The following is a 12,597-nucleotide window of genomic DNA, read 5'->3' on the forward strand; positions in this document are numbered from 1 at the left end:
ACGCAAGGAATGGGTATGACTGCTGCACTCAATGCTGTGACCCCAGCCGCCCGCGTGCGGATAGGCGCGGGCGCGGGTTACTCGGGCGATCGGATCGAGCCCGCGGTCGAACTGGCCGAACATGGAGCGCTCGACTATCTCGTGTTCGAGTGTTTGGCAGAGCGAACCATTGCGCTTGCGCAACAGGCGCGGCGTGCGAATCCGGAGCTGGGTTACGACCCGTTGCTCGAGGCGCGGATGCGCGCGGTGTTACCGGCCGCCGTGCGTAACGGTGTACGGATCATCTCGAACATGGGCGCGGCGAACCCGTTGGCGGCGGCGCGCAAGACGGCATCTATTGCGCATGAGCTGGGCTTGAGCGGTTTGAAAATCGCGGCTGTCAGCGGAGACGATGTACTCGATGTCTTGAGGCAAGGGACGCATGTTTTCGAGGAGTCGGGCGACAGCGTTGCCGACTACGACGGCCGGCTGGTTTCGGCGAATGCGTATCTGGGCGCGGAGCCGATTGTCGATGCCTTGAAGGCCGGCGCCGATATCGTGCTCACCGGTCGCGCGGCCGATCCGTCATTATTCACGGCGCCGCTGATCCACGCGTTCGGCTGGGCAATGGACGATTGGGACATGCTTGGCCAAGCGACGGTGGTGGGGCATCTGCTCGAATGCGCGGGACAGATCACGGGCGGTTATTTCGCCGATCCCGGTTTCAAGGACGTGCCAATGCTCGCACGCCTCGGCTTTCCGATAGGCGAGGTCGGCACCGATGGCGCCGTTACGATCACGAAGGTCGCGCACGCCGGTGGCCGTGTGACGGAGGCCACGTGCAAGGAGCAATTGCTGTACGAGATCCACGATCCCCGCCGGTATCTGCAGCCCGATGTAGTCGCCGACTTCACGCAGGTTCGCGTGGCGGAGGAAGCACCGGATCGCGTGCGCGTAAGCGGTGGGTGCGGGACACCGCGTACAGGAACGTTGAAGGTGACCGTGGCTTACGTGGACGGGTTTATCGGCGAGGGACAGATTTCGTATGGCGGCCCGGGCGCGGTCGCGCGGGCGAAGCTGGCGCTCGAGATCGTGCGTGAACGGCTCGAGATAACGGGCGTCGCGACCAGCGAACTGCGCTTCGATCTGATCGGTATCAACTCGTTGCACGGCGCGACGCTCGGTGAGCGTAACGCGGAACCGTATGAGGTTCGCGTTCGTATCGCTGGCCGGACTGATTCGATGGAGCAGGCGGTTCGTATCGGCAATGAAGTCGAGACGCTCTATACCAATGGCCCGGCTGGCGGCGGTGGGGTGACAAAGACAGCACGCGAAGTGATCGCGGTGCAGTCGGTGTTGTTGCCGCGAGAACTCGTTCGGCCATCGTTCGAGATGGTGGAGGTTTGAGATGAAACTACGTCAACTTGCTCATTCCCGAACCGGCGATAAGGGCAATACGCTGAATGTATCGGTGATCTGTTACGACGCGCGGCACTACGATCATCTGCTCGCTCATGTCACGCCGGAGCGTGTGAAAGCGCATCTGAGCGATGTGGTGAAGGGCGATGTGACGCGCTTCGAATTGCCGGGAATAGCCGCCGTTAACTTTGTGCTCGGGCGCGCGCTGGGTGGTGGCGTGACACGATCGCTCGCGCTCGACGCGCATGGGAAATCGCTGAGTTCGGCGTTGATGGATCTGGAGATTCCGGAGCCTTGAAGCGTTGCGTTGTTGAGTTGAGTGCAGCAGCGTAGGGAGACGGCTGTGGAGAGTCCGGCGTTTTATTTCGGCTTTCAACTCCTGGCAGCCGCCAATGCGTTCCAGTCGTTTGACCGCAAGCAATTTTCCATGGGCGGTCATCGCCATGACAACCGGGTCACGGCGACGACGCGTCTTCAAACGTTCACTCTTCGCTGGTTGCGGTCGCGCTCTTGCGCGGACGCCGGCTAGCCGGCGCCGTTTTACGTGGCGTCCTTTTTGCGGCTGTTTTCTTTGCCGCCGTTTTCCTCGCAGCAGACTCGTCCGTGCTGTCGACGGTTTCAGCTGTAGCGGCAATTTCAACCGGCGCTTCCGGCTGCGTCTTTGCCACGACTTTCTTCACTGCCGCCTGACGTCCGCGCCGCGCTACGCCGCGTTTGGGTGACGGCGTTTCACCGAGTTCGCTGGCTTGCGCAGGTGGTTCCTCCGTGCGTTCCACGAACACGAATTCTTCCTTCGCCTTCGGCGGTAGCGTGAAGAACGGTCGCTCGTCGACGGCTTCAGCGTGAGCTTCGGGTGGCGGCTCCTGCGCTACATCGAACAGCGGTTCGTGAACCTGCGGCCTCGGGTTCCGATTGTTGCGGCGATTGCGGTCGCGGCCTTGCTTGGGTCGCGCTTCTGCCTGGGTCTCGGGTTGTGCGCTTTGGGGCTCGTCGAAAAGCGGCTCCATAACCTCCGGTCGTGGGTTCGGCCCGCCGCTTGACTCGGAGCGCGGTTCATCGGAGAGCGGTTCGGAAACTTGCGGACGCGGGTTGCGGCCCTTCCTCCGGTTCCGGTCGTTACCCGAGCTGCCCGTTTGCCGATTTTCCTTCGACACGACGGGCGCCTCGATGTCCTTTACCGGTTCTGTTACGGTCACTGATTGCGCGCGAAACACAAATGATCCCGACTTTTCGTCCCGTCCGACTTCGAGCAAGCCGCGCAACTGGGCTTCCTCGAGCAGATTGCCGAACGCGCGGAAACCGTAGTACGACTCGTTGAAATCAGGCTTGCGCCGCTTGATCGCGCTTTTGAGCACCGAGGCCCAGATCTTGCCGCTTTCGCCACGCTCGGAGGCGAGATCATCGAACGTTTCCACCGCGATCGCAATGGCCTTGGCCTTGCGTGCTTCGAGCTCCTGCTTGGGCTGGCGATCGTCGTCAGGGGAGCGTTTGGCCGAGGATGCCGCCGCGTTCGCATCGCGTGCGTCGCGTGCTTCACGGGCCTCGCGCGCTTCACGCTTGGCGATCGCGCGTTGCTGCTCGCGCACGAGGTCATCGTAGAAAATGAATTCATCGCAGTTCGCGACGAGCAGGTCGGAGGTCGAGTTTTTCACGCCCACGCCGATCACTTTCTTCGCGTTCTCACGCAACTTCGACACGAGCGGCGAGAAGTCCGAATCGCCGCTGATGATGACGAAGGTATCCACGTGGGACTTCGTGTAGCAGAGATCGAGCGCGTCGACGACGAGGCGGATGTCTGCTGAATTCTTGCCGGACTGACGCACGTGCGGAATTTCGATCAGTTCGAAACTCGCTTCGTGCATGGCGGCTTTAAAACCTTTGTAGCGATCCCAGTCGCAATAAGCCTTCTTCACCACGATGCTGCCTTTGAGCAGCAGGCGTTCGAGCACCGGCATGATGTCGAACTTGTCGTATTTCGCGTCGCGCACGCCGAGGGCGACGTTCTCGAAGTCGCAAAACAACGCCATGCTGACGCTATCAGGGGATGAGGCCATAGAAACTCCAGCAGGAATGCCGGGTGTGCACGGCAGTATTAACGAGCGCACATGATATCTGTTTGTGCGCCGGGGTTTGACCGGAGAGAAACAATCGTGATGGGGAGGGGCTGTCAGAGCTTTGCGGTCGCGATGCCACGTTACGAGAATATAGAGGAATGGACGTGTTCTGATCGGAGGAATGTTCTGGTTGGCACGCGATCTCTCGGGGTGATTGATCTCCCCCTGATCTAACCCAGCCCCAAATGTGAAAAAGCCGTCTCTGCATAAGCAGAAACGGCTTTTCGGAAATGGTGCCCGGGGCCGGAATCGAACCGGCACGCCTTGCGGCGGGGGATTTTGAGTCCCCTGCGTCTACCAATTTCACCACCCGGGCAAACAGCATTTGAACCAGCCGGTTGAGGGCGGAAGAAATCCGACGCCAACCGGCAAGTCAGCGATTATGCCGAAAATCGTTTCCGCGGGCAAGCCCTCGGACACCGGCGGGAGACAACTGCATGCACTGCCAACTGGACCACTCACTGGCTCAAATACGTGAACTGGCCGTTCTTGATGATGCCCATCACGCTTGCCCGCTGATCCAGCCCGACGTGATCGGTGGCGCTGGTGTTGACCACGCCGTTCGGCACAACCAGTTCATGCGCGTGTTCCAGCTCCGAACGCAATGCCACCCGAAATGCCACCGTCCCAGGCTGTCCGGCCTTCAGCGCCCGTCCGACCGCATCCTGCAGCCGCGGATAAACCCCGGCCGCATCGCCGGCAAACTGCGTGACCGTGCCCTTGCCGTACTTCGCCTCGTAAGCATCGACGAAAACCAGCGCTGCTTTCTTCGACGGGTGATCCGCGGGCAAGGTCCGCGCGACCACGACCGGCTGCGTCGGGAACAGCGTGCCTTCCACATCCTTGCCGCCGAGCTTGATGAACTCCGGCGTCGCAATGCCGTGCGTCTGATAGATCGCGCCCTTGTAGCCGCGCTCGATCAGCGTGCGTTCCGGCAGGACCGTCGGCGTACCCGCGCCCGCAATCAGCACCGCATCCGGTTTCGCGGCCATCAGCTTGAGAATCTGCCCGGTCACGCTCGCGTCGGTGCGATTAAAACGCTCGCTCGCGACCACCTTGATATGCCGCAATTCGGCGAACTTCGAGAATTCGTTGAACCAGCTATCGCCGTAACTATCGGCGAAACCGATGAAACCGACCGTCTTCACGTTCCGGCTGACCATCGTGCGGGTCATCACGTCAGCCATCGCGCTGTCGGTCTGGGCCATCTTGAACGCCCATACCTTCTTGCCTTCCTGCGGTTCAACCACCGACGCCGAGCCGATCAGCGTGATCATCGGCGTCTGGTATTCGGCCACCGGATCGAGCGCCGCGAGCGCTGCCGGCGTGATGTTCGGTCCGACGATCACATCGACCTTGTCTTCTGTAATCAGCTTGCGGATATTGCGCACGGCCGCGCCCGGGTCGGAGCCGTCGTCGAGAATGATGTATTCCGCCTGCTGACCTGCAATAGTCTTCGGCCACATCAGCATGGCGTTCTTGCTCGTGATGCCGATGGCGGCCGCCGGCCCCGTGCTCGACAAATCGACACCGACTTTCAGTTGCGCACGGGCCGTTGCGCTGAAAAACGCGAGTGCGCTGAGCATCAGCGCCGGGCGCATGAACTTCGACAACTTCATTGGATGGTCTCCGCGAAGAGGTGTGGTTTAAAAATGCTGAAGTGTGGGGCTGACAAAATTCGCGCGGCACGATCGCGCGGCACGAGTTTCGACGCGAGCGCGGCTCGCGTCGTACTCGAACCCGGTCAATCAAAGCTCGTAGCTTTCATGCTCACCCGAGAGCGCCTGCTCGATCAGCTTGCGGTTCATGGAAGGCGAAAGCAGTTCGACCAGCGTGTACACATAGCTGCGTAAATACGCGCCCTGTTTCAAAGCGAGCCGCGTGACGTTCGTGCCGAACAGATGGCCGACGGGCATCGCGCGAAGATGTTTATCGCGTTCGGGGTTGAACGCGATATCCGCGAGAATGCCCACGCCAAGGCCCAGTTCGACGTAAGTCTTGATCACGTCGGCATCAATGGCTTCCAGGACAATGTCCGGCGTCAGGTTGCGCAGCGCGAACGCCTGGTTGATCTTCGAGCGGCCGGCGAACGCGTTGTCGTAGGTGATGATCGGGTATTGCGCCAGGTCGTCGAGCGTCAGCAGCTTGCGCTCGAGCAGCGGATGATCCGGTTGCATGACCGCGACGTGGTGCCACTGGAAACACGGCAACGACACCAGTTCCTTATAGTTGGCGATCGCTTCCGTGGCGATGGCGATATCGGCCTGATCGTGGATGACCATTTCGGCCACCTGCGTCGGACTGCCTTGCAGAATCGAAAGATGCACCTTCGGGAAACGCTTCTTGAACTCCGCGATGGCGTTCGGCAGCGAATATCTCGCCTGCGTATGCGTGGCCGCGATCACCAGGTTGCCCTGATCCTGCGCCGCGTAATCTTTACCGACACGCTTCAGGCTTTCGACTTCCTGCAAGATTTTTTCCACGGAAGCCAGGATAATTCGCCCCGGCTCCGTCAGCGAACGAACCCGTTTGCCGTGACGCGTGAAGATCTCGACCCCGAGTTCATCCTCCAGCTCGATGATCGCTTTCGATACCCCCGGCTGCGACGTGAACAGCGCTTTAGCGGCTTCGGTGAGGTTGTAGTTCTGCCGGACGGCTTCGCGCACGAAGCGGAACTGGTGCAGATTCATATATAACCCATCCGCATATCAAAGTAATTTATCAGTCGTTTGCAATATATAGGAAGTTTATTACCATCGAGCCAATTTTTCCAATATCGATATCTGTATTTGTCATAAGCAAATGAGCGCATGGTCCGAACGGCGTTGCAGGCAATGACTCTACTGATAACGATGTGCGGCGTGGCTAGGACGCCGTACTGGTGGAACTACTAAAAACTGGGGCCCCCGAATGTATCAATACGATCAGATCGACCAGAAAATCGTCGACGAACGCGTCGCTCAATACAGCGACCAAGTGCGCCGCCGCTTGTCCGGCGAGTTGAGCGAAGAAGAATTCCGGCCGCTGCGCCTGCAGAACGGTCTCTATATGCAGCGGCACGCGTACATGCACCGCATCGCGATTCCGTACGGCAACTTGCGCAGCGACCAGATGCGCATGCTCGGCACGATCGCGCGTGAGCACGACCGCGGTTACGGCCACTTTTCGACGCGGACGAACATCCAGTTCAACTGGATCAAGCTTGAAGAGACGCCGGAGATCCTGCGCAAGCTCGCATCGGTGCAAATGCACGGCATTCAAACGTCAGGCAATTGCATCCGCAACATCACCGCCGATCAATTTGCCGGCGTGGCGCCCGATGAATTCGTCGATCCGCGTCCGTGGGCCGAAATCCTGCGTCAATGGTCGACTTTTCACCCCGAGTTCGCGTGGTTGCCGCGCAAGTTCAAGATCGCGATCAACGGCTCGGTGGAAGATCGCGCGGCCGTGCAAGTGCATGATCTCGGCGTTTATCTGAAGAAGAACGCGGCCGGTGAAGTGGTCGCAAGCATTCTCGCGGGCGGTGGCCTGGGACGTACGCCGATTGTTGGCGCGATCATCAAGGAAGATCTGCCCTGGCAGCATCTGCTGACGTACTGCGAAGCCGTGCTGCGTGTGTATAACCGCTACGGCCGTCGCGACAATATGTATAAGGCGCGGATCAAGATTCTCGTGAAGGCGCTGAGCCCCGCGAAATTCGCGCAGCAAGTGGAAGAAGAGTGGGTGCATTTGAAGGACGGTCCTTCCACGCTCACACAGGAAGAACTCGATCGCGTGTCGCAGTTCTTCGCGCCGCCCGCGTATGAAAAGCTGCCGGATACGGATGCGTCGTATGAAAAGCATCTCATCGAGAGCAAGGCGTTCGCGCGCTGGATCGAACGCAACGTGCGTCCGCACAAGGTGCCGGGTTATGCGTCGGTGACGTTGTCGCTGAAGCCCACGGGCATTGCCCCGGGCGACGCAACGGACACGCAGATGGAAGCGGTCGCCGATCTCGCCGACGAATTCTCGTTCGGTGAAATCCGCGTCTCGCACGAGCAGAACCTGATCCTCGCGAACGTGAAGAAGCGCGACCTGTACACGGTGTGGGAACGCGCGAAGGCGCTGGGTTTCGCGACATCGAATATTGGTTTGCTGACCGACATCATTGCGTGCCCGGGCGGCGATTTTTGCTCGCTCGCGAATGCGAAGTCAATCCCGATCGCACAAGCTATTCAAGAGCGTTTCAGCGACCTCGACTACGTGTATGACCTGGGCGACCTGACGCTCAACATCTCGGGTTGTATCAACGCCTGCGGTCATCATCACATTGGCAACATCGGTGTGCTGGGTGTCGATAAGGACGGCTCGGAGTGGTACCAGGTCACGCTTGGCGGCGAGCAAAGCTCGGGCGCAACGGGCGCGCATCTCGGCCGCGTGATCGGCCCGTCGTTCTCGGCGGAAGAGATGCCCGACGTGGTGTCGCAAGTGATCGATACGTTCGTTGAGAACCGCATTGAAGGCGAGCGTTTCATCGAGACGTATGGCCGTATCGGCATCGCGCCGTTCAAGGAACGCGTGTACGCGTCGCGCCAGCCGGCGCATGCTTGATTTGCTACGTTGAGCCGCTCAAGGAAAAAAGCACATGGCTTTGATTATCAAGAATCGCGAAGTGGTTGAAGACGACTGGACCGTGGTGCGTGCCGCCGAAGATGGCGCGCTGCCCGCAGTCGATGCATTGTTGCCGGCCAAGGCGATCGTACCGTTCACGTGGTGGAAAGAGCACAAGAACGCGTTGACCGCGGCGCACAAGAAAGAATTGATCGGCGTGTGGCTTGCTCCCGACGATGAGCCCGCGGAACTGGTCGAGGACTTCGACAAGATCGCGCTGATCGCCGTTGATTTCCCGAAGTTCAGCGACGGCCGCGGTTTCAGCATCGGCCGTTTGCTGCGCGAGCGTTATCAGTGGAAGGGTGAGTTGCGGGCCATCGGTGACGTACTGCGTGACCAGTTGCGCTTTCACGCACGTTGCGGTTTCGACGCCTTCGCCGTTCGCGCCGATAAAGACATTCACGACGCGCTGAATGCGTTCGCTGAATTGAGCATTCCGTACCAGGGCGCAGCGGACAATCCGGAGCCGCTGTTTCGCCGTCGTGGTGCAGCCGAACGTGGCCCAGTCGCCGGAGCGTCTGCATGAATGCCGAACTGCAAGCCAAAGTCGAACGCCTTGACGCGTTGCTCGATTCCATCGCGCAACGTCATGCGAACGTCAAGCTAGCCAGCAGTCTCGCGGCCGAAGATATGCTGCTTACGCATGCCATTCTTTCACGCGATGTAAAGATCGGCATCTTCTCGCTGAACACGGGCCGTCTGCATGCTGAAACGCTGGGCATGATCGACCGTGTGAAAGAGCGTTATGGCTATGACATCGAACAGTTTCATCCGCAGCCGCAAGCGGTTGAGGAGTATGTTCGGGATCACGGTCTGAACGCGTTCTATGAAAGCGTCGACCTGCGCAAAAGCTGCTGCGGGATTCGTAAGGTCGAACCGCTGAATCGCGCGCTGAAAGACGTGAGCGCGTGGGTTACGGGACAGCGCCGCGAGCAATCGGTAACTCGCGTAGAGTTACACGAAGAAGAGCACGACGCGCCGCGTGGCATCGCCAAATTCAATCCGCTCGCGGACTGGACTGAAGCCGATGTCTGGGCCTATTTGAAAGCTTTCGATGTTCCCGTCAACCCGCTGCATGCGCGCGGTTATCCGAGCATTGGCTGTGAGCCGTGCACGCGCGCCATCCGTCCGGGCGAAGACAGCCGGGCAGGACGCTGGTGGTGGGAGTCGCGGGACACGAAGGAATGCGGATTGCACGTGACGAATATTAAGATCGTGGAAGACCGCAGCGCAGCGCCAAGTTCGGCGCTCTGAAAGCATTGATATTGACGCATGACACCGCAACCTGGTTGTCATGAAAAGTAACCAAGGAACGACGCATATGAGCACAACGCTCGATTCAACAGTCAACGCCCCGGTCGCGAATCACGGTAACCGGATGGACCACCTCGACTGGCTCGAAGCCGAATCCATTCACATCCTGCGCGAACTCGTGGCCGAGTGCAGCAAGCCTGCGTTGCTGTTCTCCGGCGGTAAGGATTCGGTCGTTGTGCTGCATCTCGCGTTGAAGGCATTCGGCCTGGGCTCGGGCCGCAAGACCGTGCTGCCGTTCCCGCTGGTTCATATCGATACCGGTCATAACTTTGACGAGGTCATCGACTTTCGCGATCGCCGCGCCGCTGAGATTGGTGCCGAACTCGTGGTCGGTCATGTCGAAGATTCGATCAAGAAAGGCACCGTGCGTCTGCGACGCGAAACGGATTCGCGCAACGCCGCGCAAGCGGTGACGTTGCTCGAAACCATCGAAGAGTACGGTTATACGGCGTTGATCGGCGGCGCGCGTCGCGATGAAGAAAAGGCCCGTGCGAAAGAACGCATCTTTTCTTTCCGCGATGAATTCGGCCAGTGGGACCCGAAAGCGCAACGCCCGGAACTGTGGAGCATCTATAACGCGCGCCTGCATAACGGCGAGCATCTGCGCGTGTTCCCGATCTCGAACTGGACCGAACTGGATATCTGGCAATACATCGGCCGCGAGAAACTTGAACTGCCGTCCATTTACTATGCACACGATCGCGAGATCATCCGCCGCAATGGCCTGCTCGTCCCGTTGACGCCACTGACGCCGTTGCAGGAAGGCGAAGTCTCGGAAGTCGCGCAGGTGCGTTTCCGGACGGTGGGCGACATCAGTTGCACGTGCCCCGTTGCGAGCGACGCCGACGATGTCGAGAAGATCATCGCCGAGACGGCCGTGACGGAAATCACGGAACGCGGCGCCACGCGCATGGACGATCAAGCGTCCGAAGCCGCGATGGAAACCCGCAAGAAACAAGGTTATTTCTAAGCATTACGCCGTAACAAGGAATAGGGAAACATCATGAGCATTCATCAACCCGAAGACCTCGGCGTGTTGCGTTTCATCACGGCAGGCAGTGTCGACGACGGCAAGAGCACGTTGATCGGCCGTCTGCTGTTCGATAGCAAGGCGGTGTTGTCGGACCAGCTGTCGGCATTGTCGCGAGCGAAGAATAAGCGCACCGTTGGCGATGAAATAGATTTGTCGCTGCTGACCGATGGTCTTGAAGCCGAGCGTGAGCAAGGCATTACGATCGACGTTGCATACCGCTATTTCGCTACCGCGAAGCGCAAGTTCATCATTGCCGATACCCCCGGCCACGAGCAGTACACCCGCAACATGGTGACGGGTGCTTCGACGGCGCATGCCGCGATCATTCTCGTCGACGCCACGCGGGTCACGCTGAAGGACGGCGTGGCGCAATTGCTGCCGCAGACTGTGCGCCATAGCGCGATCGTCAAGTTGCTCGGGTTGCAGCATGTGATCGTCGCGATCAACAAGATGGACCTGATCGACTTCAGCGAGTCGCGCTTCAACGAGATTCGCGACGCGTATGTGGAACTCGCGCGCCGGCTTGGAATTGCCGATGTGCGCTTCGTACCGGTGTCGGCGCTCAAGGGCGACAACATCGTGAGCGCCAGCGAGCGCATGCCTTGGTACGCGGGCGAACCGCTGCTCGATCTGCTCGAAGCGCTTCCGGTGGCGCAACCTGTTGATCAGGCGCTGCGTTTTCCGGTGCAATGGGTCGCGCGCCAGGACGGCAGTCAAGCCGACGATTTCCGCGGCTACATGGGCCGGGTTGAGTCGGGCGAGGTGAAGCTGGGTGACACGATTACCGTGCTGCCGGCGAACCGCGATGCAACCGTGGCGGAGATCATCGCGCCGGTTCCGGGCGGTGTGGCGCAGGTGGATCGTGCGTTCGCGGGCCAGACGGTTACCATTCGCCTGGCGGAACATATCGATGTGTCGCGCGGCGATACGTTCGTGCCGCGCAACACCAGCGGCACGAAGATCGAGCCGGCGAAGAAGCTGGACGCGGACCTCTGCTGGTTCGATGAAGAGCCGCTCTCGCCGCAGCGCAAGTACCTGCTGAAGCAGACCACGAACACGGTGTTCGCACGGATCGGCGCGATCAAGGAAGTGCTCGACGTGCATACGCTGCTGCACTCGGTAGACCGCCATAACCTGACGATGAACGACATTGGCCGCGTGGCGCTGACGCTTCAAAAGCCGATTGTCTGCGATGCCTACGACACGCATCAGGGTACCGGCGCGTTTGTTCTTATCGATGAAGCGACGCATCACACGGTTGCGGCCGGGATGATTCGCGCGTATTCAGCCTGAGTATTGATTATGGGTAAGGTGTATCTGATCGGCGCGGGGCCGGGTGCTGCGGACCTGATTACGGTTCGCGGCGCTCGGTTGCTGAGCCAGGCGCAAGTCGTTTTGCATGACGCGCTGATCGAGTCGGCCATGCTCGACTACGCGCCGGATGCGCGCAAGATCGCGGTGGGCAAGCGCTGTGGGCAGCGTTCGACCGCCCAGCATTTCATCAACAAGCAGATCGTCGATGCCGCCCGCGAGCATGAAATCGTCGTGCGCCTGAAGGGTGGAGACCCCATGCTGTTCGGTCGCGCGGACGAAGAAATGCGCGCGCTGGAAGCTGCGGGTATTGAGTACGAAGTGGTGCCGGGAATTACGGCCGCGCTGGCGAGCGCCGCGACGTTGAAGCGCTCGCTGACCTTGCGCGGAGTATCGCGGAGTGTGGCGTTGGCGACCTACAGCCGTGCGCCTGACACCGATGAAATCCGCGAGCAGGCAAGCGCGGATTCGCTCGTGTTCTACATGGGCCGCGACAGCGCGCCGGAGATTGCGCAGCAGCTTATCGATGCAGGGCGGCCGGCGTCGACACCGGTTGCTATCGTCGAGGCTTGCAGTACGGAACGTGAGCGTTCGTTGACGCTGACGTTGGGCGAAATGGCAATTGGTGAGGCCCAGGACTGGCTCGATGCATCGCAGCCGAGTTTGCTGATGATCGGTGAGGCGTTTGCGGAGCGGTCGTTGGGGGTGTCGGTCCAAGACGTGAAAGCGGCAATGCAAGCCGCAGCCTGATCCAGGTCGAAGACCGTGCGGAGAAAA

Annotated in this window: 11 protein-coding genes and 1 tRNA gene; 8 read left to right on the plus strand and 4 right to left on the minus strand. The window is 60.0% G+C overall.

Annotated elements, in window-relative coordinates:
- Positions 1-15: 15 nt before the first annotated feature.
- Positions 16-1,386 (plus strand): acyclic terpene utilization AtuA family protein, encoded by a 1,371-nt coding sequence (locus ABH944_RS35855; protein ID WP_404612636.1) that lies wholly within the window; start codon positions 16-18, stop codon positions 1,384-1,386.
- 1 nt (position 1,387) lies between these two features.
- On the plus strand, positions 1,388-1,696 hold the full coding sequence (locus ABH944_RS35860; protein ID WP_404612634.1) for an AtuA-related protein: 309 nt from the start codon (positions 1,388-1,390) through the stop codon (positions 1,694-1,696).
- 184 nt (positions 1,697-1,880) lie between these two features.
- Here the strand turns inward: ABH944_RS35860 and ABH944_RS35865 are convergent, their stop codons facing one another.
- From ABH944_RS35865 to ABH944_RS35880, 4 genes are all read right to left on the minus strand, one after another.
- Positions 1,881-3,425 carry an NYN domain-containing protein gene (locus tag ABH944_RS35865; RefSeq protein WP_404612683.1) on the minus strand — a complete coding sequence of 515 codons (1,545 nt, stop codon included), beginning with the start codon at positions 3,423-3,425 and terminating at the stop codon, positions 1,881-1,883.
- Between the two features lie 318 nt (positions 3,426-3,743).
- Positions 3,744-3,828, minus strand: a tRNA-Leu gene (locus ABH944_RS35870).
- Positions 3,829-3,970: 142 nt separating this feature from the next.
- The gene (locus ABH944_RS35875) at positions 3,971-5,113 is read right to left on the minus strand and encodes an ABC transporter substrate-binding protein (RefSeq protein ID WP_404612681.1); all 1,143 of its coding nucleotides are present in this window, start codon (positions 5,111-5,113) and stop codon (positions 3,971-3,973) included.
- 147 nt (positions 5,114-5,260) lie between these two features.
- Positions 5,261-6,202 (minus strand): CysB family HTH-type transcriptional regulator, encoded by a 942-nt coding sequence (locus ABH944_RS35880; protein WP_404612632.1) that lies wholly within the window; start codon positions 6,200-6,202, stop codon positions 5,261-5,263.
- Between the two features lie 220 nt (positions 6,203-6,422).
- Here ABH944_RS35880 and ABH944_RS35885 point away from each other — a divergent pair, with 220 nt between their 5' ends.
- The 6 genes from ABH944_RS35885 (at position 6,423) to cobA (ending at position 12,570) form a co-directional block, all read left to right on the plus strand.
- The gene (locus tag ABH944_RS35885; protein WP_404612630.1) at positions 6,423-8,102 is read left to right on the plus strand and encodes a nitrite/sulfite reductase; all 1,680 of its coding nucleotides are present in this window, start codon (positions 6,423-6,425) and stop codon (positions 8,100-8,102) included.
- Positions 8,103-8,136: 34 nt separating this feature from the next.
- Positions 8,137-8,688, plus strand: a complete 552-nt coding sequence (locus ABH944_RS35890) for a DUF934 domain-containing protein (protein WP_404612628.1) — start codon at positions 8,137-8,139, stop codon at positions 8,686-8,688.
- Positions 8,685-9,416, plus strand: coding sequence for a phosphoadenylyl-sulfate reductase (locus ABH944_RS35895; RefSeq protein ID WP_404612626.1), 732 nt, complete (start codon positions 8,685-8,687; stop codon positions 9,414-9,416). Before ABH944_RS35890 ends, ABH944_RS35895 begins: the two co-directional genes overlap by 4 nt.
- A gap of 67 nt (positions 9,417-9,483) precedes the next feature.
- Positions 9,484-10,446, plus strand: coding sequence for a sulfate adenylyltransferase subunit CysD (gene cysD, locus ABH944_RS35900; RefSeq protein WP_404612624.1), 963 nt, complete (start codon positions 9,484-9,486; stop codon positions 10,444-10,446).
- Positions 10,447-10,476: 30 nt separating this feature from the next.
- A complete protein-coding gene (locus tag ABH944_RS35905; RefSeq protein WP_404612679.1) occupies positions 10,477-11,802 on the plus strand; it encodes a sulfate adenylyltransferase subunit 1 in 1,326 nt (441 codons plus the stop codon).
- Positions 11,803-11,811: 9 nt separating this feature from the next.
- Positions 11,812-12,570 (plus strand): uroporphyrinogen-III C-methyltransferase, encoded by a 759-nt coding sequence (gene cobA, locus ABH944_RS35910; RefSeq protein WP_404612622.1) that lies wholly within the window; start codon positions 11,812-11,814, stop codon positions 12,568-12,570.
- The last annotated feature ends 27 nt before the right edge of the window (positions 12,571-12,597 follow it).

This window comes from Caballeronia udeis (assembly GCF_044909315.1).
GTDB classification, from domain to species: Bacteria; Pseudomonadota; Gammaproteobacteria; order Burkholderiales; family Burkholderiaceae; genus Caballeronia; species Caballeronia udeis_A.

What these genes read in the sequence shown, in the direction of transcription:
- ABH944_RS35890 (WP_404612628.1), top strand. Translation starts at nt 8,137, where the DNA reads ATGGCTTTGATTATCAAGAATCGCGAAGTGGTTGAAGACGACTGGACC.
- ABH944_RS35875 (WP_404612681.1), bottom strand. Translation starts at nt 5,113, where the DNA reads ATGCGCCCGGCGCTGATGCTCAGCGCACTCGCGTTTTTCAGCGCAACG.
- cobA (WP_404612622.1), top strand. Translation starts at nt 11,812, where the DNA reads ATGGGTAAGGTGTATCTGATCGGCGCGGGGCCGGGTGCTGCGGACCTG.
- ABH944_RS35865 (WP_404612683.1), bottom strand. Translation starts at nt 3,425, where the DNA reads ATGGCGTTGTTTTGCGACTTCGAGAACGTCGCCCTCGGCGTGCGCGAC.
- ABH944_RS35885 (WP_404612630.1), top strand. Translation starts at nt 6,423, where the DNA reads ATGTATCAATACGATCAGATCGACCAGAAAATCGTCGACGAACGCGTC.
- ABH944_RS35895 (WP_404612626.1), top strand. Translation starts at nt 8,685, where the DNA reads ATGAATGCCGAACTGCAAGCCAAAGTCGAACGCCTTGACGCGTTGCTC.
- ABH944_RS35860 (WP_404612634.1), top strand. Translation starts at nt 1,388, where the DNA reads ATGAAACTACGTCAACTTGCTCATTCCCGAACCGGCGATAAGGGCAAT.
- ABH944_RS35855 (WP_404612636.1), top strand. Translation starts at nt 16, where the DNA reads ATGACTGCTGCACTCAATGCTGTGACCCCAGCCGCCCGCGTGCGGATA.
- cysD (WP_404612624.1), top strand. Translation starts at nt 9,484, where the DNA reads ATGAGCACAACGCTCGATTCAACAGTCAACGCCCCGGTCGCGAATCAC.
- ABH944_RS35880 (WP_404612632.1), bottom strand. Translation starts at nt 6,202, where the DNA reads ATGAATCTGCACCAGTTCCGCTTCGTGCGCGAAGCCGTCCGGCAGAAC.